Origin of the sequence: Glutamicibacter sp. BW80 (assembly GCF_002332385.1) — a bacterium.
Lineage (GTDB): Bacteria > Actinomycetota > Actinomycetes > Actinomycetales > Micrococcaceae > Glutamicibacter.
In genome coordinates, this window is record NZ_NRGV01000001.1 from 1 (window position 1) to 18,573 (window position 18,573).

Annotated in this window: 17 protein-coding genes, 1 pseudogene and 1 riboswitch; of the genes and pseudogenes, 4 read left to right on the top strand and 14 right to left on the bottom strand. The window is 61.6% G+C overall.

Going from position 1 to position 18,573, the window contains the following annotated elements; translation table 11 throughout:
- Window positions 1-176: 176 nt before the first annotated feature.
- From CIK76_RS00005 to CIK76_RS00015, 3 genes are all read right to left on the bottom strand, one after another.
- Entirely contained in the window at window positions 177-593 is a 417-nt protein-coding gene (locus CIK76_RS00005; protein WP_096282659.1) for a DUF6069 family protein, read from the bottom strand.
- 207 nt (window positions 594-800) lie between these two features.
- The gene (locus tag CIK76_RS00010; protein WP_096254338.1) at window positions 801-1,130 is read right to left on the bottom strand and encodes a DUF202 domain-containing protein; all 330 of its coding nucleotides are present in this window, start codon (window positions 1,128-1,130) and stop codon (window positions 801-803) included.
- The gene (locus CIK76_RS00015; RefSeq protein WP_096254339.1) at window positions 1,130-1,510 is read right to left on the bottom strand and encodes a DUF202 domain-containing protein; all 381 of its coding nucleotides are present in this window, start codon (window positions 1,508-1,510) and stop codon (window positions 1,130-1,132) included. The genes CIK76_RS00010 and CIK76_RS00015 overlap by 1 nt, the downstream gene beginning before the upstream one ends.
- A 208-nt stretch (window positions 1,511-1,718) precedes the next feature.
- Between CIK76_RS00015 and CIK76_RS00020 the strand changes: the two genes are divergently transcribed.
- On the top strand, window positions 1,719-2,765 hold the full coding sequence (locus CIK76_RS00020) for an MBL fold metallo-hydrolase (RefSeq protein ID WP_096282661.1): 1,047 nt from the start codon (window positions 1,719-1,721) through the stop codon (window positions 2,763-2,765).
- Window positions 2,762-4,111, top strand: coding sequence for an MFS transporter (locus CIK76_RS00025; protein ID WP_096282663.1), 1,350 nt, complete (start codon window positions 2,762-2,764; stop codon window positions 4,109-4,111). The genes CIK76_RS00020 and CIK76_RS00025 overlap by 4 nt, the downstream gene beginning before the upstream one ends.
- Window positions 4,112-4,153: 42 nt before the next feature.
- Here CIK76_RS00025 and CIK76_RS00030 read toward each other — a convergent pair whose 3' ends face one another.
- From CIK76_RS00030 to CIK76_RS00045, 3 genes are all read right to left on the bottom strand, one after another.
- Complete coding sequence (locus tag CIK76_RS00030) at window positions 4,154-5,071, bottom strand: LysR substrate-binding domain-containing protein (RefSeq protein ID WP_096257500.1); 918 nt, start codon at window positions 5,069-5,071, stop codon at window positions 4,154-4,156.
- 490 nt (window positions 5,072-5,561) lie between these two features.
- On the bottom strand, window positions 5,562-6,794 hold the full coding sequence (locus CIK76_RS00040; protein WP_096282667.1) for an acyl-CoA dehydrogenase family protein: 1,233 nt from the start codon (window positions 6,792-6,794) through the stop codon (window positions 5,562-5,564).
- A gap of 32 nt (window positions 6,795-6,826) precedes the next feature.
- Window positions 6,827-8,053, bottom strand: coding sequence for an acyl-CoA dehydrogenase family protein (locus tag CIK76_RS00045; RefSeq protein WP_096282668.1), 1,227 nt, complete (start codon window positions 8,051-8,053; stop codon window positions 6,827-6,829).
- A 54-nt stretch (window positions 8,054-8,107) separates the two neighbouring features.
- Window positions 8,108-8,198, bottom strand: a riboswitch (SAM riboswitch).
- 216 nt (window positions 8,199-8,414) lie between these two features.
- Here CIK76_RS00045 and CIK76_RS00050 point away from each other — a divergent pair.
- Window positions 8,415-8,789, top strand: a complete 375-nt coding sequence (locus CIK76_RS00050) for an SdpI family protein (RefSeq protein WP_096282670.1) — start codon at window positions 8,415-8,417, stop codon at window positions 8,787-8,789.
- A 75-nt stretch (window positions 8,790-8,864) separates the two neighbouring features.
- Here the strand turns inward: CIK76_RS00050 and CIK76_RS00055 are convergent, their stop codons facing one another.
- The 4 genes and pseudogenes from CIK76_RS00055 to CIK76_RS00070 all read right to left on the bottom strand — a co-directional run bounded on the left by CIK76_RS00055 (window position 8,865) and on the right by CIK76_RS00070 (window position 12,661).
- Window positions 8,865-10,226 (bottom strand): GntP family permease, encoded by a 1,362-nt coding sequence (locus CIK76_RS00055; RefSeq protein WP_096282672.1) that lies wholly within the window; start codon window positions 10,224-10,226, stop codon window positions 8,865-8,867.
- 262 nt (window positions 10,227-10,488) lie between these two features.
- Window positions 10,489-11,550 (bottom strand): sugar diacid recognition domain-containing protein, encoded by a 1,062-nt coding sequence (locus tag CIK76_RS00060; protein WP_096257491.1) that lies wholly within the window; start codon window positions 11,548-11,550, stop codon window positions 10,489-10,491.
- A pseudogene (locus tag CIK76_RS00065) lies at window positions 11,547-11,849 on the bottom strand (aldehyde dehydrogenase family protein); the annotation flags it as partial. The gene CIK76_RS00060 and the pseudogene CIK76_RS00065, both read right to left, overlap by 4 nt.
- 509 nt (window positions 11,850-12,358) lie before the next feature.
- Window positions 12,359-12,661 (bottom strand): helix-turn-helix transcriptional regulator, encoded by a 303-nt coding sequence (locus CIK76_RS00070; protein WP_096257488.1) that lies wholly within the window; start codon window positions 12,659-12,661, stop codon window positions 12,359-12,361.
- 64 nt (window positions 12,662-12,725) lie between these two features.
- On the opposite strand from CIK76_RS00070, the gene map reads away from it, so the two are divergent.
- A complete protein-coding gene (gene map / locus CIK76_RS00075) occupies window positions 12,726-13,502 on the top strand; it encodes a type I methionyl aminopeptidase (RefSeq protein WP_096282673.1) in 777 nt (258 codons plus the stop codon).
- Between the two features lie 7 nt (window positions 13,503-13,509).
- Here map and CIK76_RS00080 read toward each other — a convergent pair whose 3' ends face one another.
- From CIK76_RS00080 to CIK76_RS00090, 4 genes are all read right to left on the bottom strand, one after another.
- Window positions 13,510-14,046: a hypothetical protein gene (locus CIK76_RS00080; protein ID WP_096257484.1), complete on the bottom strand. Its 537-nt coding sequence runs from the start codon at window positions 14,044-14,046 to the stop codon at window positions 13,510-13,512.
- Between the two features lie 1,039 nt (window positions 14,047-15,085).
- Complete coding sequence (locus CIK76_RS19710) at window positions 15,086-15,211, bottom strand: hypothetical protein (protein WP_255248283.1); 126 nt, start codon at window positions 15,209-15,211, stop codon at window positions 15,086-15,088.
- Window positions 15,212-15,516: 305 nt separating this feature from the next.
- Window positions 15,517-16,608 (bottom strand): SDR family oxidoreductase, encoded by a 1,092-nt coding sequence (locus tag CIK76_RS00085; RefSeq protein WP_096282675.1) that lies wholly within the window; start codon window positions 16,606-16,608, stop codon window positions 15,517-15,519.
- A gap of 704 nt (window positions 16,609-17,312) precedes the next feature.
- A complete protein-coding gene (locus tag CIK76_RS00090) occupies window positions 17,313-18,482 on the bottom strand; it encodes a glycerate kinase (RefSeq protein ID WP_096257480.1) in 1,170 nt (389 codons plus the stop codon).
- Window positions 18,483-18,573: the final 91 nt, after the last annotated feature.

Below are 18,573 nucleotides of genomic sequence, written 5' to 3' on the forward strand. Positions count from 1 at the left end.
TCATGAAATATCGAGGCTAAGGGCCGCGGGCCGGGACAATCTTGGGATTGTCCCGGCCCGCGGCCTTGCAGCTCTAGAGCACAACTCAATAACTACGAGCTCACAAATGCCTGCTGCCCACGGATTTCTATCCGTGGGCAGCAGGCATTTTGCGTCGAGTTGCAGGAGCTCGGTTGCTAGTTCGTGTGCAGGCTCTTGTTGCCGTAGTGCACCGCGAAGAACAAGCCAAGGCCCACGAACAGGTGAATGATGCTTAAGGTGAGCGCGGTAGCGATGTCGCCGGCGGCCATGATTGGCAAGATGATCGAAACAACCGCAACGACCAGACCCAACCACTGGGCGACCGTGCAGAATGCTGGCTTGGCGCGGCCGATAACAAAGACCACCGCACCGAGGATGAGGATCGGCAGCAAGGTGAAACCGTAGACCTGAGCGAAGCCAATGTGCTCACCGGTGTTCTCACCGAGCACCATGGAGGCTCCTGCGGAACTGCCAATGAAGTAGGTGATGACGTTGAGGAAGCCAGTACCAGCGGCGGCAATCAGGACCTGAACGAAGTTAAACGGGCTTTTGGGTTGAGTCTCAGCGTTCATGAGCCGGAGCGCTCCTCTAAATAGTTGATTTTATCCAACTAAGTCTAGAACCTGACCCGCGTTCCGCGCGTCTCACTTGCCAGTGAAATCCGCAACACCGCAGTGCGCTACCGCCGCTCACCGCGAATCGACACCCCAAGCGCCAACGGGATATGCGGCAGCAAAGCCAGATGGCTCGCCCGGGAGGCCCGGCTCGACAGACCTGGCTTAGCTCGGGCCGAGCACCAAGATGATTCCGAACACGCCGATGGCGATCAGCACCAGGGTAGTCATGAGCACCGCGACGATATCCGGCCTGACCCGCTCGGATTTCACGCCCAGCGCCATGCGCCGGTAGCGAGCGCGCTGCGAGGCAAAGATTCCCAGCGCCATCGTCGCGGAAATCGCGATCATCAACACGATGCCCACGCCATAGTGCGGCAGCCAGCGCAAGAAGACGGCACTGACCACAAGGAATGACACCAGGGTGCGGCTCCACGCAAATACCGTGCGCTCTGGCTGCAGCCCCGGATCGGCGATCTGGATGGGCTCGCGCATCAGGCCCGCGAACCGACAATCATGGCCACGGCCGCGATGGAAGCGGCCACGGCGCCGAAACCCAGGAGCGGAACGATGGCCGGAATCGGCAGCGGGCGCCCGGTGCGCATGCTGCGCTCCACGCGGACCCAGCGGACCGCGGCACCTGTGGCAATCAGGATTCCCACGCCGATGATCAGCACCGCGAGCCACGTGCGCAGCGGCGAGGGGAAAGCCTCGGCGGCAAATGCCTCTAGCGCGGTGCCGCCGGCAAGGAATGCCAGCGAGGTGCGGATCCACGCCAGGAAGGTACGTTCGTTGGCCAGCGTAAACCGGGGATCCGGCTCTGCGCCATGAGGCAGGACCCAGCGCGAGAGGCGGCTTCGTTCGTGATCAGACATGCCACTCCTACAGGTACGTGTTTCTTCCACTCAGTACATCATGCACAACGCTCGCTCATCGCCCGAAGATGCTTCGCGTCGCATTGAAGTCTACCGACCAGTTCATAAGTAAAACCATTGTTAATGGTAGATAAAAACAGTTTTACGAATGTGAGCCAGGGCATAAGAATGATTGGTAGATACTAGAACAACGAAAGGTCGCAGAGACATGGCCTCCACTAATTTGAATCCACACGTCGTCACCCTCGGCACCGCAGGCGGTCCACGCTGGTGGACCGGCGAGCACGCCGGCGAGCGGGCAGGAATCTCCACCGCGGTAGTCGTCGGTGACAGCGTCTATCTCGTAGATGCCGGCACCGGCGTGGGAAACCAGCTGATGAAGGCGGGGTACAGCCCGGCGAACCTGCGCGGCATCTTCCTCACCCACCTGCACTCCGACCACAGCATCGATCTGGCCTCGCTAGCCATCTTCGGACTGTTCACGCTGCCCTCCGATAAGGAACCCATCACCATCCTCGGCCCCGGCGAGCGCGGCGCCTTACCACCGGTCTCCCCGAGGGCGAGCGTTCCACCGCAGGCGCTCTACCCGCAGAATCCGACGCCGGGCACCGCCTCGATGTTCGACCATCTGATGCAGGCCTACGCAACGGACCTCAACGACCGGGTGATCAACGCCTTGCGCCCCTCCCCGCTGGATCACTTCTCGGCCCAGGACATCCAGATTCCTGCGGGCACCGGTTATCACCCGAATGAGAACCCGACGCCGGAGGCGTTCAAGCCATTCGTGATCTACCAAGATGAATTGGCGACGGTGAGCGCCACGCTGGTGAAGCATCCGCCGATCGCGCCGGCCTTCGCTTTCCGCTTTGACACCGCCGAAGGCTCGGTCACCATCTCCGGAGACACCTCGCCTTGCCAGAACCTTGTCACCCTGGCCCGGGACACGGATCTGCTGCTGCATGAAGCCATCGATTTCGAGTGGGTACAGCGCACCTACGGCCCGATTGGAACGCTGGAATCCCAAGCCTCCATGGACCATCACCGACGGGCCCATACCTCGGCCGAACAAGCCATCGAGATCGCGGCCCAAGCCGGGGCACGCACCCTGGCCCTGCACCACCTGGTGCCGGGCACCACTCCGCTCTCCGTCTGGCATTCGCACGCCGGCAAGTTCTCCGGGACCTACCTGGTCCCCGACGACCTCGATAAAATATCCTTCTCCCGCATCCACAGTGAAATGGCGGCATCCCGATGAGCAATGCAGTGAAGCCACAAAACCAGCCGACAGGCGATGGCGAGCTCAAAGTTCCCTCGCTCAATTCCCCGCAGATGCGGCGCATCCTCGCCTCGAGCTTCATTGGAAGCGCGATCGAGTTCTACGACTTCATCCTCTACGCCACGGCCGCCTCGCTGGTCTTCAACAAGGTGTTCTTCATTGGGCTCACCCCAGGCGTGGCGCTCTTCGCCTCCTTCTCCACTCTCGCCGTCGGCTACCTGGCCCGCCCGCTGGGCGGAATCGTCTTCGGCCACTTCGGCGACAAGGTGGGCCGCAAGGGCGTGCTGATTACCTCGATGGTGATGATGGGCGGCGCCTCAACGCTGATCGGCCTGCTGCCTCCGGCCGCGCAAATCGGCATGATCGCGCCGATCGCGTTGATCACGCTGCGCATCGTCCAGGGCCTGGCCGTGGGCGGCGAATGGGGAGGCGCCATGCTGATGGCGCTGGAGCATGCTCCGAAGGAACGCCGCGGCTTCGCCGCGAGCTTCGCGAATATGGGCGGGCCGGCCGGCGCCGTGCTGGCGACCCTCGCCGTTTCCGCGGTCTCCATCCTGCCCGATGACCAGTTCCTGGCTTGGGGCTGGCGCATCCCGTTCCTGATCAGCATCGCGCTGGTAGGCATCGGCCTGATCATCCGGCTCAAGGTGGCCGAGTCCCCGCTCTTCCTCGCCTTGGAAGACAAAGCCGAAGAACGCAAGACCCCATTCTTGGAGGTCATCACCAAGTACCCCGGTTCGGTGATCCGCGGAACGCTGGTCGGCATGAGCTCCTACACGGTGCAGGGCCTGATGACCGTTTGGGCCGTCGCCTATGTGGTTGAAGAGGTTGGCATGGACCGCACGGCCGTGCTGAATGTGAAAGCCATCGGCGCTGCGTTGACCGTCGTCGGCATCTGGTTCGCCGCCCGCTACTCCGACAGGCTCGGACGCCGCCCGGTCATGATGGTTGGCATAGCCGCCGGCGCGGTCATGGCCCTGCCGATCATGTGGATGCTGGAAATGGGCGAGCTGTGGCTCTTTGCCATCGCCCTGTTCATCGCCAACGGCATCATCCAGGCCACCATCTTCGGACCCTTCGGCGCGTTCACCGCCGAGCTGTTCCCCACCCGGATCCGCTACACCGGCGCCTCGCTGGTGTACCAGCTCTCCTCCACCGTGGGGGCAGGCTTCACCCCGATGATCGTCACCGGCTTGGTGCTGCTCGGTGGCGGAACGCTGTGGATCGCCGGTGCCGTCTGGGCGGGCGCATTCATTGTCGCCGGGCTCGCCATACGCGGAGTGAAAGAGGGCCGCGAGGCGGATCTCGAAGCAGAAAACCTGTAGTCCGCTGAACAGGATCCAGGGCTGGCCGGAGTCGCAAGGACTCTACCCAGCCCTGTTTTCTTTGTCGGCTCCAACTTCTTCACAGAAGTCGAGGAATGCGCGCAGCCGCAGGCTCGGACGGTCCGAGGCAGTATAGGCGACACAAATATCGCTCTCGCCGACCGGACCCTCAATTTCCAGGATTGCCAGCGGCAGTCCGTCATAGCTGAGATTGACCGGAGGCCGCTGCACCAGCACCGTGTAGCCCAACCCCCGGGCCACCAAACCGCGCACGGCCTCGAAGCTCTGCGAACTCCAACGCACCTTGGGATCCAGCCCGGACATCCGCAGATTCACCAGCTGGTTATCGCGTACCGTCGGAATGTCCAGGGACACAAAATCGTCTCCCGCCAATTCCGACAGGGCCACACTGCCTCGCTTGGCCAGGCGGTGATTGCCTCCGACCAGGACATATGGCCGCCCCGACATGACGCGGCGCCACCCCACATGGGGCAGGAGATGCCGGGTATGCGTGAGCACCGCATCCAGATGCCCTTGCAGCATCCGTTCCTGCAGCTCGGCGCCGTCTCCCTCGATGAGGGTCACCTGCAGGTCCGGGTGCACGTTGGTGAAGCGTTCGCAGATCACCGGAATCCAGAAGGCTGCCAGCGAGGAGTAGCAGCCGATGACCAGCGGCCCGGAAAGCTTGGTCTGGCGCTCCACGATCTGGTCCTGCACCTCTTCGGCATGGCGCACCAGCTGCTTGGCATCATGGAGGAAATCCGTACCCACCGCGGTGAGGACCACGCCGCGCGCCCGGCGCCGCACCAGCAGCTGCGATCCAACCACCCGTTCAAGTTCATCCATCGCCTGCGACATGGCGGCCTGCGAAATGTGGCAGGCGCCAGCAGCCGCGGAGATGGACCCGGTTTCGGCGACGGCGACAAAATACTGTATTTGACGCAGGGTGTAGTTGATCACCCACACAGTCTAGCCAGCGGCATCAGACCCGCCGAAGCAGATTCCATAAAGCACGCTGCGCGCAGCCGTTCGAAACAACCTGCTCGGAGCCCCCTTGGAACGGGCGCCTGCGATGGAAATGCCCGTGATCTTCAGGCATGCCTGCCTAGTGACGAGGGCATAGGTTGCCGCAACGCAGTACCTTCAGAAATACGCTGAGAGCCCTCTTCCGGAACGGATCAGCACCGCGCCTCGAGATCTATCTGGTCTTCGGCAAGCATCGGATTGCAGACGGTGACGTCCGCTACGGAATCAGGCAATCGCCGAGACCGGGCGCTGCCTACTATCTGAGGGACACCGCCGACCAAGAATCCCCGGAGCATTATCTGCAGAGAGTTGTTGCCGGCGAGGTGAATCCAGGGGGTGCCGGAGAGCTGCTCGGTCATTGATGCGCTACACGCAGCAGGCCCAGCACTCCAGATGTGTGCTGGGCCTGCAGCATCCGGGGATGCTACTTCGAGGCGCCGATGGCCCAAACCCGCGGCAGCTCGGTGCCGTTAACCGCCAGGTCGCCGATCAGCCGGGCCTTGAACACCCACGGGTTGTGGTTTCCGGCGGTGCGGGCATTGCGCCAGTGCCGGTCCAGGTTCTTCGAAACGCTGGTGGCCGAAGCGGCCAGCGCGTCGAAGGCGTGGGTGATCGCGTTGAGCACCAGAGGTGTTAAGACCACCTGGGCCTGCGCGCTGGCCAGCTCGGCCGCGTCATTGGCCGCCTCGTCTTCCTCCAACGTCACCTCGCCCTCGTGCAGCGCCAACGCGGTTTCATAGGCTCCCTGCAGGGACTGCGACACGCGTTCCACGGTTCCGGCCGCCGCGAACGCAGCCGCTGACACCTCGCCGATGACCTGCAGCAGCTGCGGATCCTCGGCGGCCACGTTGGCGGCGCCATGGCTGAAGGTGCGCTTGCGGGCCTTCAGCTCGGCGGCGAAGTCACGTTCGGCGGCCTTGGCGGACCCCGCCAGCACAACCAGCAGCACCTGCTGGTAGAACGCGGTCTGGTATTTGAAGCGGGTGTCGAAGTCGATCAGGTCCTCTTCGGCGACGACCGCGTCGGTGAAGGTGGAGGTTCCGGTGCCGGTGGTGCGCTGTCCGAAGCCGTCCCAGTCATCGGCCAGCACCACGCCGGGCTGGTGGCGGTTGACCGCGGCGATCACGCGCTTGCCGGTATCGGTGCGTTCGGCGTAGGTATCCAGCCAGTCGGCGAAGATCGAGCCGGTGGAATAGTACTTGGTGCCGTTGACCAGGAACCCTCCTGCGCCATCCGGAGTGACCTTGGTGATCACCTCGCCGACCTTCACGGTGCCGATCTCGGTCCAGGAGTTCCCCACCAGCTCCCCCGCGGCGAAGCGGGCCAGCCATTTGTCGCGGCCCGGCCCCGGAGCGGCGACCAGGCGGTCCTCAACGAAGGCGAAGTGCGCGCGCAAGGCCTGAGCGATGCTGGAGTCCGCGGCGGCCAACTCCACGAGCAATTCGAAGAGCTCGGCCAGGGTGGCCCCTGCCCCGCCGTGGGAGACCGGGACGCGCAATGCGCTGAAGCCGGCGGCGGCCAGCTCGGCCACCTGCTGGTGCGGCAGCTCTCCGCTCCGGTCGCGTTGGGCGGCGCCGTCGGCGATCTTTGCAAAGTGCGGGGCGAAGCGTTCCTTGAGTTGGGCAAGGCGATTGCGCGAGATGGCAAGTGCAGTCATCAGTTCGGTCCAATCCGTGGGTGGGGTGAGGTTTAGGTGTAGAGCGAGAGCGGCTGGGTTTCCCCGCGCAGGAAGTACGCGCCGACCTCGATCTTCTTGTAGTCCACCGGGTCATGCAGCGAGTGGGTGCGCACATTGCGCCAGAACAGATCCAGGCCCACATCATTCTGCGTCGAGGAGGAACCGGTGACCTCGAAGATGCGGTTGGCGACCTCCACGCCGATCTCGGTGGAGACCACCTTGGCTTCGGCGATTTCCACCGCCAGCGCTGCGCGTTCAGGCTGGGTGACATTCCCGGCCTTGGCCAGCAGCGCATCGAACTTGCGGCCGAGCTTCTCGGTCAGGGCGGCCACCGCGGCGGTGCGCGCCTTCAGCTCGCCCACGGTGCGCTGGAAGACGACGTCCTGCGAGTAGGTCTCCGCCTCCGAGAGGAACCAGGCGTTCTTGCGGCCCAGCAGGATCTGCTTGCCGCGGGCCAACGCGCCCTCGGCAATGCCCAGGTAGAAGTTCGCGAAGGCCAGCTGGATCCCGGGGGTGAGCAGGGTGGACACCGGCTCGTCGGTTACCGCCCCGAGCAGATCGGCGGCCTCGATGCGCACGTTGTGGTACTTCAGCGAGTTCGAGGCACTCAAGCGCTGGCCCAGGTAATCCCAGTCATCAACGATTTCCAGTCCTTCCCGGTCGCGCGGGAGGACAAAGGCCAGCACTTCGCCGTGGCGCGTTCCTCCGGAGACCTCGGCGTTCACGACGATCACCTCGCCGACTCCGGAGCCGGTGGAGAAACGCTTGGCACCGTTCAGGCGGAAGCCATCGCCCTCCGCGGTGAGCGTCAGCTGCGGGTCCACCGGATTCACCGAATCGCCCCAGAGCCAGCCGCCGGCCACGGTGCGCTGCCACCACTCGGCCTGGGTTTCGGCCGGAGCGTAGAAGGCGATGCCGGACTGGTTGATGTAGTGGTAGGCCAGCAGCTGGGAGATGGACCCGTCGGCCGCGGCCAGGATGCGGATGGTTTCAAAGGCGGTGGCCCAATGCGCTCCGGCTCCCCCGAATTCGGCCGGAACCAGCAGGTTCAGCAGACCGGCTTCGCGCAGCAGCTGCACCTCGGCGAAGGGCTGCTCGTTTTTGCGGTCGCGCTCCAGCGCATCGGCGGCCAGTGTGGCCGCGACCTGGCCGGCGATCTCGCGCCAGTGGGCGAGCTCGGCCTCGTCTGCGCTCCCGGTGTAGGGAACCCGGGGCAGTTGCGTGCTCAGTGCGGTCATTTTCGTTCTCCCTTAGAGTCTTGCTCCGAAGGAAGCAGAAAGTTGCTTTCTGCTGATCCATCGAACCTGGCGTTAGCACTAGCTGCGGAATGCAGGCTTGCTGCGGCGTCGTCGAGCCAGGTCTCTTAGCCGCTCTGGATGGTTGGTACTTCGAGTGAAACACCGCGGCATGAGCAGATGGAAGAAGGATGTAACTCGGCGGAACAGTCGGTCAGAAGTCGTCATCTTCGAGCTACATGCCTGCCGGATCAGTGGCGGAACGGCCGTCATATGACCCTCGCATGACGAAGTTTGAACTCGGGAACTCAAATGCGACCGCATAGGATGGCTGTTCACGGCAAAACGGCAGAATAGGTTGAAAGTGGATCCAGCAGGCGTCATTGCCTTCATGTTCGGGTTGCTGAGCATAACGTTGGTGGCAGCGTTCCTCGCCCCGATGGCACGGGACCGAAAGCTCGCTCGCAATGCGTCGATCGGCATCAAGACGCGCCACACTTTGGCCAGCGATGGTGCCTGGCTTGCCGGGCATCAGCAGGCTGCGCCCCTAATTGCCGTGGCCTCCTTGGCCGGCTGGGCGGCATTGGCCAGTGCAGCAGTCCTTTGCGTGCTGGGCCAGTTCGGTTTCGCCTTCGCCGCAACCGGGACCGGCTACTTGGCCGCCATCGCGTTGCTGGTGATCTCGACTGCCAAAGCGAATAAAGCCGCGCGGGGCGTCGATGCGGCTGGCCTCGGCTAATCCAGCACTGCTTAAAGAAACGGATCGCGCCATCTGCCGATGGTGCGATCCGTTTCTTTCTTGGAAAGCGTGCTGCTACAGCAGTACGGCTCCGAGAACCAGTACAGTCAGGAATGCCGCGGTGCCCTGGATGGCGGTGGCCACGCTCAAGGTCTTGTAGGCCGTGATGACCGGGATGCGGCTGAGCTGGGAGACCACCCAGAAGTAGGAATCGTTGGCATGCGAGACGACCATCGCGCCGGCGCCAACTGCCAGAACACTGAGCACCATGCCCAGTTCGGAGTCCAGACCGAGGGAACCGAGCATCGGGGCGACCAGCGCCGAGGTGGTCACCATCGACACGGTGGACGAGCCCTGCGCAGATTTCAATGCCGCGGCGATCAGGAATGGCACAGCCAAGCCGAGACCCAGACCGCTGAGCGAATCGGAGAGGATTGTGGTCAGCTCCGAGGCTGCCAGCACAGCACCAAAGGCTGCGCCGGCACCGGTAATGAGCAGGATGGGTGCCGCGGTGCGCACGGCTTCATGCATCTGCTCATTGAAGTCCGCAAGCTTCCTATTGCCGTTCAGGAGCAAGGTCGCGGCGAGCAAACCGAAGATCAGCGCGATCACCGGGGTGCCGATGAAGGACAGCGCTTCCAGCGCGGAGCCTTCGCCGAAGGGATGCGATGGAAGCTTGGCAATCGATGCCGCGCAGATCAAGACCAGCGGAACGAGGATCGGCAGGAAGGCCAAGCCAGGGCTTGGCAGCTTGCCGAAGCTTGCACGCAGCTGCTCGTAATCGAGCTCGGAGATGTCGTTCTCATCCTCGGATGGCAGCGGAGTCCACGTGGACTTGTTGAAGCGGCTGGCATAGAACAGCCCGGCCATGGCCGAGACCACTGCCACCGGCAGGCCGATGGCGATGATCAATCCGAGGTTGTCGGCGATGCCGATGGACTCGGCGGCTGCCAGCGGTCCTGGGGTCGGCGGGACCATGGTGTGGGTGGCATACAGGCCGGTCATCAAGGCAATGGAGGTGGCCAGCGTGGAAACACCGGTGCGCAGGGTGATGGCCTTGCGCAGGGAGTTGAGCACCACGTAGCCCGAGTCGCAGAAGACCGGTATGGAAACGATGTAGCCGATGAGCGACAGCGTCAGGTTGGGGAATCTGGTGCCCAGCACCTTGATCAGCGCATCGGCCATGGAGATCGCGGCCCCGGAACGCTCCAGGATGATGCCGATCATCGTGCCGAAGAGGATTACGAGGCCAATATTGCCCATGGTGCTGCCAAAGGCGGTGGTCACCGTGGAGGCGACCTCGGCGATGGGGATCTTGTAGGCGAAGGCCGCGAGGATGGCCGCGCCGATGAGGGCGAGGAAGGGGCTGATTTTCCAGCGTGCGGTGACCAGCACAATGGCCACCACGAGGATCAGCAGAACGAGGAGTTCATACACGGCGAGTTGGCTCCTTTGCCAATATCTGTGGCCCCCAGCCCGAACCTGCAATGGCGCAGGCGGTCGTTCTGGGTGCGAGTTCCGGCCCGTTGCTGCCGCCCGCTATTCCGCCAGGTCAAGCTGCTCAGGCTTTTCCTGCGAAGGTTGTTTCGGCCGGGAGGACCGGTTCAGCGGGCGCTCAACTTCGAGCATCTTGCCAATACTAGGGACTGCGGACTCAATCACCTATGGGCGCACGCCCATATTCTTATGCCGGAAATTCCTAGAATATGTGTTTCTGGTCTAGGGCGACCGCTGCGTAGATGGCATGCTGCAGCCGCACCGCCTGGCCGGTGTGGCGGATGTCCACCCCGGCGATCAGGGCTACGCGCTCCAGACGCTGCACTAGGGTATTGCGGTGTATGTGCAGTTCGGTTGCGGCCTGGGTCATCGATGCTGCGGCAGTGACGACCAGCAGCGTCTTCGCTTGCTCTTCGCTCAAGTCCCGGGCGGGCCGGGCAATATGGCTCAGGCTCTGCGCCGGTGTGCGCGCGATAGCGGTGGCGATTTCCGGGCTCCAGATCTCCCGGTTTCGTCGCTGGGGTATCAGCGCCGGGAGCGCCACGAGGGCACGGAGGGCTTCGGCTTCGGCCAGCAGGTGTCCGGCGCCTTCTGCCGGGGCGGAGGCAAGATAGCGCTCCGTTGCGCCTTGGTCTTCCTCGAAGGCCGGTTCGTTCGCCAGCCGGATCCGCCAGAACGCACCGGAGAGGTTGATCCAGGAAGTGCGCCGGCCCTCAACGGCCGGCACATCCAGCAATGGATCCTGCGCGCTGCGCGGGATCCATGCCTCCAGTTGCGTTGGTCCGCGCAAGCCGTGCGCTGCCAGGCTCCGGTCAATGGCTTCTGGCTCGGCCCATCCGGCCAGCAACGCGGAGATAATGTCCCGGGCTTCTGTTTCACGGCGGGTACTGCGCGAGTGCTCGCGTTCCTGGGTGAAGAGCAACTGCACGGTCAGTGCAATCAGATCGGCTAGCGGCTCGACCTCATGCGGGGCTCCGGTGACGCCGACGACCCCGCACAGCTGATTATCCAATGTGAGCGGAACGTTGACCCCGGGCTGGGTTCCGGCGCTGCCATCGGCCTGGCTGACGCGGATGATCTGGTTGCGGCGGATCGCCTCGGCGCTGCCCTCGTGATGCGTTCCGATGCGGGCCGCATCGGTGGAAGCAATGATCACCCCGTGGGAATTCATGATATTGACATGGCGGTTAATCGTCGGCGCGATGGTGTCGACGACCTTTTGCGCCAGTGCGCTGCCTAACCGGGGCTGCTCCTGTTCGCTCATGGTTTTATCCTAGCCGTCCGAGGCCTTGGGACCCTTTCCATACCCCAGCCGGACTGCTTGAAACCGCCAGATGGCATGTTCGCGTCCATGCCGGCTCCGGTATTCACGCGGAGATTGCCAGCCTGGATTTTCTTCGCAATCAGCAACGCCTCGGAGATGTCTCGGGTGAAAATGATCGAATTCAGTCCGTAGCCATTGCCGATGGCTTGGCGCAGTACGACCGCGCGGGAATCTTCATCACTGAATTTTGTGTCCGAGAGCTCCGGCCCAATGATCTCTTCTTTTGACACCGACATTTCGGCTTCACATTGTTCAGGACGGTTGGCGGAACGAAGAGCCCTCCGCGCTCACCGGTTCTCCGCAGGTAACCAGTTCGGCACCTTCTGCGAGGCCCGCGGCTATGTACCCGAGCACGCATACATTCAGCACGTCTCATTATCACCGGTGGCAGCTTCAGCATCCAGGTAGTCGATGAAGACCGCCGCTGGGCAAGGAAGCCCTCGCTTAGATCGAACCGGCGGGCACGTGCACCTCATCGGGTTGCCACAGGGCAAGCCACTAGGACTCAATGCCATGCTAGGCATGCCCATGCACCAACGCAGCCTGCACGGGATTTGAAAGGGCCCCTCGAACGCCCGCCAGGGCGCTCCGTACTAAGCGGAACTTCATCAACAAGGTCGGCTGAACTTAGATGATTTGACCGCGCAGGAGATTCCGCTGGAAAAGATCAATGAGGACTACTGGGCACAGGAGAGCGGAGCGATCGCCAGGGGCGTGATCCGCTTCGAAAGCGCAGCATTTCAGCGAACTAGCTCGCAAGCCGCTCGCGCGCCATTCTGCTGGATCGGGCACCGCTGGCGTCCGGCTCTTGGGCAAGCACGGAATTCCATAGTTCATCCAGCGAGAGTCCAAGGACCCCCGCGATGGCGGCAATAGTTGAGAATGCGGGGGTGGCCACTCGCCCGGACTCGATCTTGCGTAGCGTCTCCGGGGAAATTCCCGCGTCAAAGGCAATGTCAACCATGGTCCGCTCGGCTCTTGCCCGGCGCAAGAGGGCGCCGAGGCGCTCGCCGCGTTCGAGTTCTTCAAAAGTGAGGGGCAATCTAACCATAAAACCAATCATAGTACCGGTATAGTATGGACGGTATTGTTATTGGTTTTATGAAGGGCTTCGCATGATCGAGATCCTGAATTCCCACGAAGCTGCCCGGGCTAAGGTCACCGGAGCTCTCGTGGGGCAGATCCTGCAAACCCTGCGGGACCGCAGCGTGGTGGGCACCAACCTTTTGGACATCAACGCTTGGGCCCGCGAGATGATCCTCGGAGCAGGCGCAGAATCCTGCTATGTCGATTACGCACCAGCTTTTGGACGCGGACCATTCGGCCATTACATCTGCACCGCGGTCAACGATGCGGCGCTGCACGGATTACCCCACGACTACGCACTGGCCGACGGTGATTTACTGACCCTGGATCTTGCGATTTCCAAGGAAGGCATCGCCGCTGATGCTGCCATCAGCTTTATCGTGGGGCCGACCCAGGACACCGCAAGCACCCAGCTGATCCAAGCCACGGAACACGCGTTAGCTGCCGGAATTGATGCGGCCCGGCCAGGGGCCAAAATTGGCGATATTTCCTATGCCATCGGCACAGTCTTGCGCGAGGCCGGGTACTCGATCAATACCGAATACGGCGGCCACGGGATCGGCTCGACAATGCATCAGGAACCTCACATTTCGAACAACGGACGGCCCAACCGAGGCTATAAGCTGGTTCCCGGATTAATGCTCGCGCTGGAACCATGGGTTATGACAAACACCGCGAAGCTCATCACCGATCCCGATGGCTGGACCTTGCGAAGCGCAACGGGTTGCCGTACCGCGCATACCGAACACACGGTACTGATCACCGAGGGGGCGCCTCAAGTATTGACCCTGCCGCCCTCCTCCTAGGCCGGGCTTACTCGGCCTCGGCGCGCTCCTTGACGATTGCCTCGGCCACGCTGGCAACATCTGGCGCGAAAGCGTACAGCTTGCCTGCATCTTGGTGCACCCACCAACGTCCACAGAGCGCGGTGCTCTGCAATTCAGCGCCTGCCGGCCACCAGTCGGCTTCGAGGGTTCGGTAGGTCACGAAATCCTCTGGTGCCATGTCCTTGGTCCGCGAATCGGCGGCGTAGCCTTTTTCCAGTTCCTTGGCGCTGGGAACGCCGGTGTTAGCCAGCGGCTCGCATTTGCCGCTTGGAAGTTCACCTGAGTAGTCCATGGTGAAAATTCGCTCGTGCCCGGTGCTGCGTTGCTCCAGGCGGACGTCGGTTCCACCATTGGGAGCCCAGCTGGGAAGCAACCCGGAAGCTACGCCTTCTGCGGAAGTCTTTGCGGTTTTGGAGGCCGACTGCTCATATTTGTCTTCGGTTAGCTGACTGACGTCACATCCGGTCAGCAGCAAAGTGGTCGGAATGGCTAGTGCTATCAAGGGAACAAGGTTTTTCTTCATCACAACACAAGCCTATGAAAGCCTGTGGCGCCACGTCCTCAGCGGACGGGTGTAACTGTGCGTACTCCAAGTCCACCCCTGGCATGAGATCTCTGGACTCGGCGGTGGATAAGCCTCGGACCGAACCACGCCCCCAGTAGCGGAGGACCATGGAGGCCTGCCCCAGGCCGAGGAACCGAGTAGTCGTCGGTTCGCTCACTGCACGGCCCCCGCAAGTAGAGCCGCATCCTGAGTTCCCAGCGCATTGACGATCGGCGGCGTGCGCCACACCCATCCCCTGCATGCAGAGCTGCTGGATGCTGCAGGCACGTGGATCGCAGTTTCGGTGGATTTGTTTTCAACGCAACACTGCGCACCGACTACGGCCAAAGATCAAGGATGCCCTGGATCCTACAGCCATTCTCCCTCGGGCAAGCTAGGAATCTGGCCCGAACATTCCCGTCAGGAACGCGCTATTGTGCCGATGGCGCCGCATAAAGAATTGCGTCGAGTCGAGGCCAAGACTCCTCAGCCCGAGCCACTAACCCGTCTCTTCAATGCATAAATAAAAAATAATGTCCCGCCGAAGGCTTTGCCTTCGGCGGGACAAAATCAAAAAGTACTACATTGCGGGGCTTTAGCCGCCGAGCCCACCGAGAAGGCCGAGAATGATCTCCAAAAGAGTATCGACCAGATCCATGATTCCTCCAGAAAGTGCGATGTGAATAAAAGTCCACGTTATCAACGGGTGTTGATGTAAATAAAACTAACAGTGGACGAGTTTCCTGCGGTGAATATTCTCAATTATTACGAGTTTTATTCTTTGAATATCTAACTAACCTCAGGTAAACATCATAAATCAAATAAATTTCACCGTGTCAATAATACTTAAGTAGGAGCCCAAAAGACTCAGCTTCTCCCTAACCGATTCATGGAAGTGACTCTTGCGAACGTTCTAGTTAAGCCAGTTGATCCATTGGGTTAACAATAACTTTCATGTTCTTGCTCAGCCGATGGAACCTGGAATTCCAGTGAAGTTAAGTACCCAAACCTGCTCCGGCTACAGTTTCGTCATGAACGGGTGGCCTTCGGTGAAATGATCATCGCTCGACTCCATAAACTCGTTCTGATGCTGTGCATCTCGCTCGTCATTGACCATCGCTACGAGAACCTCTTCGTACGTCAAGAGCGCATCGTGCCGAGTTTTAAGTACATCATTCCCAGTTCTGTGCACAAAACTGGGAATGACTCCGCCCTCAGCTCAACCGCCATATTTCTCCGCTGGAGAACTACGCCCCGACGCCGGCCCGCAATCCCGCGAAAATTCCCACCTACGGAGATTCCGCTTTCACCAGACTTTGATCCCCCGCCCAGGCCGGTTAAATGCTTCGATAACAGCGCATTCCCAGCTGCTGCGCCTGTTTATTCTCGACGTGGACGGCTAAGCCGTTGCGGCGACGCTCGTCTCTCTGGCCCAGAGATAGGCACCACTTAGGGGATGAGTTGATCCACGCGATAGCGGTCGAACAGCGCCACGAAAGCATCAAATGTTCGACGATACCCGGTAAAGCCAGCCACCCTGCTCTTCCCCATGTCGGCCACCACTTCTATGTTTCGCCCTAGGTCACCGTCGGTGTGCCACCACGAAGCCATGCGACCCAGCTTTTGTTCCGCCAACCCGTGTTTCAGCGCCAACTCGCTCCACTGCCTTTCCCGGCCGCTCATGGCCTGCTCGAGAGGCCGAGGCGCCTGTTGGTAGCCTTCCCATTCAACTCCAAAGTGCGCGGCGAGCTTCGGCCACATCCAGCGCCACCGAAAGACATCGCCATTGACGATATTAAAGGCCTCATTGGCAGCAGCAGGGGTCGTCGAAGCCCAGAGCATATGCTCTGCAAGCAGACCGGCGTCTGTCATGTCAGTCAGCCCGTTCCATTGCATTTCTGAGCCCGGGAAGACGAACGGTTCTCCCGTTTCCTTGCACAGCGTTGCTTGCGTGGCGAGCGTGAGCCCCATATTCATTGCGTTTCCCACAGCATGCCCAATGACGGTGTGCGCGCGGTGCACGGACCAGGTGAACCCCTGCTCGGCGGCCGCGGCGAACAACTCGTCTTCTTGCGCGTAGTAGAAGTTCCGAACGGGCAGCCGCGGTTCTTCTTCATGGAACGGAGTATCCGGCATCTCGCCGGCGGCGTAGGCTTCGAAAGGGCCAAGGTAGTGCTTTAGCCCCGTCATCAGAGCCACATGGGCAACCGGCTTGTCCCGCAGCGCGGCCAAGAGAACTCGCAACATGCCTGCGTTGACAGTGATGTTCTCTTCCTCAGAGTCCTGCCGCGACCAAGCGGTGAAGAAGACGTGCGTCGGATGTTCAGGAGCGAGAACGGCCGCCACTGATTCAGCCGAAGTCAGGTCCGCGGAAAGCCAGCGCACTCCGTCGCGATCAGCCCCCGGCCTGCGGGACAAGGCAATAACTGACCATCCTGCGGTGGCGAGGGTCTCCACAAGTGCAGATCCTGCGATGCCCGTCGCTCCAACCACGAGCGCTGTGCGTTGTTCACTCTGTACCGATTTGTCATTGATTGCCATACTGGTGCCAAGCTACGATGCAGGCTAGATATTCCCGGCTGTCCGCCCGGTCGCCTGCTCGGAGCAATTCAAAAGATTATTCATCCGCGCGCCCACCCTGAGCGACTCGCTTCTGAAGCTACGCCACTCCCCCAACTCGGCATCTCAGACTCGAAAGATTGGCCTCAAAAACAGCTGAATTTCACGGTTCCTGGCTCCATACACACCACGATTTCCGGGCCGACCCAGATTGTTCGCCCTAGACTTCCCCTCCTACGCAACCAGCTACGTCCTGAACTACGCGTTCAGGAAGCGGACGGTTCGTGCGGAGAACAGGGGAGCCTCGCCGCGCCGTTACACAACAGTTCACCAGCCCATCGCGCATCGCGATCCAGGGCCGAAGCAAGAATCTCTGCATGCTCCTGTTCAACATCGCGTTTCACGTCACGGGCGTCTGGTCCTGCGCAACGCCCATAGGGCTGGATCCGGACCGAGGCGTTTGTGTCGGGTCCGTCTGCAGCGGCACACCACGGCCACTCGCCCAATTTGGTGTGAAAATCTTGGTGTGAAGGATTCAACTCAGGTGTGTAATCATTCGGGTCTTCTGCCGAACTACGCGGGGAGCCATGCGGACAGTGGCAAATATTACGAGGAGCCGGTGCGCGTGATCATGAATGCCGGATTGCTCAGCGCCGATCCGGCAAGCGCCCGAATAGGCGCCTACTTTAATGCAGGTAAGTGCGCGCCACCTGATATGCGGTGCGCCGGATGAGCTCCAAAGCCTGCGATGAAAGCTCACCGAGATCGGCCGGGCCCTGTGCTATCGAATAGGCTGCGAGAATTCCCGACTCGGCGAGCAGCTCCTCGGCAAGGTCTACCGATCCGGCGATCACGATAATGTCTGCATCTCTGCGCGCAGCTTGCAGCACCCCGCTGACCACCTTGCCCTGCAGGGATTGCGAATCCAGGCGCCCCTCACCGGTAAAGACCAGCTGCGCGTCGGCAAGAATCTGGTGCGCGTTCAAAGCCTGCGCTACCAGTTCCCACCCGGGCACGAGCTCAACCTCGCAGTAAGATCCAAGGCAGAGCGCCAAGCCGCCGGCGGCTCCCATGCCGGGCTGCTCGCGCAGCTTTCGACCGGACGCGGTTTCCAAGGTGTCAGCGAGCCGAGCCAGTCCCGCATTCAGTGCTTCCACTTCCTGGGGCGAGGCGCCCTTTTGCGGTCCGAAAACCGCGGCGGCCCCGTTTTCTCCCAGCAACGGATTGGTGACATCGCAGGCGATCTGCCATTTGACTCGAGAAGCTCGCGAATCCAGACCGGAGATATCGATGCTCGCCAGGTCGTTCAGCGCACCACCGCCCGCAGCCAATTCTTTGCCCTGAGCATCGAGGAACTTCGCACCCAGAGCTGCGAGCAATCCAGCTCCGCCATCGGTGGTGGCCGAGCCACCAAGACAAAGAATGATTCGCTGCACTCCAAGCTCCAAGGCTTGAATGACAAGTGGGCCCAGCCCAAAAGTGGTGGCTTGAAGTGGTTGCCGCGGTACGTCACTGACCTGGGGCAATCCCGCGGCTTCCGCCGCCTCGATCACGGCGGTCGTTCCATCTGCAGACAACCCGAAACGCGAGTTGACGGTCCTGCCCAGCGCATCGGTTGTTTCAACGACCTTCGCTTCGGTTCCCCAAGCGTCGATCAACGCATCGAGGGTTCCCTCGCCGCCATCGGCAAAGGGAACGGCGGTGATCGATACCGTACGGGCCACAGAGGTAGCAGCCGCATTCACCCCTGCGGCGATCGCGTCCGCGACTTCGCTGGCCCGGGCGCTGCCTTTGAAGGAGTCCGGAACGATTGCCACATTTAGTGGTTGGGCCGCGGCTGGCGTGCGCTGTGTCATGGACTCAACATTAGGTGCTCTTGAATCCCGGGAATATAGGCAGGCATACATACTTTTGAGCACCAGCGAGCTGATTTATATGCATTACGCA

Coding starts and splice junctions, on each gene's coding strand:
- CIK76_RS00005 (WP_096282659.1), bottom strand. CDS start 593: ATGAACGCTGAGACTCAACCCAAAAGCCCGTTTAACTTCGTTCAGGTC.
- CIK76_RS00010 (WP_096254338.1), bottom strand. CDS start 1,130: ATGCGCGAGCCCATCCAGATCGCCGATCCGGGGCTGCAGCCAGAGCGC.
- CIK76_RS00015 (WP_096254339.1), bottom strand. CDS start 1,510: ATGTCTGATCACGAACGAAGCCGCCTCTCGCGCTGGGTCCTGCCTCAT.
- CIK76_RS00020 (WP_096282661.1), top strand. CDS start 1,719: ATGGCCTCCACTAATTTGAATCCACACGTCGTCACCCTCGGCACCGCA.
- CIK76_RS00025 (WP_096282663.1), top strand. CDS start 2,762: ATGAGCAATGCAGTGAAGCCACAAAACCAGCCGACAGGCGATGGCGAG.
- CIK76_RS00040 (WP_096282667.1), bottom strand. CDS start 6,794: ATGACTGCACTTGCCATCTCGCGCAATCGCCTTGCCCAACTCAAGGAA.
- CIK76_RS00045 (WP_096282668.1), bottom strand. CDS start 8,053: ATGACCGCACTGAGCACGCAACTGCCCCGGGTTCCCTACACCGGGAGC.
- CIK76_RS00060 (WP_096257491.1), bottom strand. CDS start 11,550: ATGAGCGAACAGGAGCAGCCCCGGTTAGGCAGCGCACTGGCGCAAAAG.
- CIK76_RS00070 (WP_096257488.1), bottom strand. CDS start 12,661: ATGGTTAGATTGCCCCTCACTTTTGAAGAACTCGAACGCGGCGAGCGC.
- map (WP_096282673.1), top strand. CDS start 12,726: ATGATCGAGATCCTGAATTCCCACGAAGCTGCCCGGGCTAAGGTCACC.
- CIK76_RS00080 (WP_096257484.1), bottom strand. CDS start 14,046: ATGAAGAAAAACCTTGTTCCCTTGATAGCACTAGCCATTCCGACCACT.
- CIK76_RS00085 (WP_096282675.1), bottom strand. CDS start 16,608: ATGGCAATCAATGACAAATCGGTACAGAGTGAACAACGCACAGCGCTC.
- CIK76_RS00090 (WP_096257480.1), bottom strand. CDS start 18,482: ATGACACAGCGCACGCCAGCCGCGGCCCAACCACTAAATGTGGCAATC.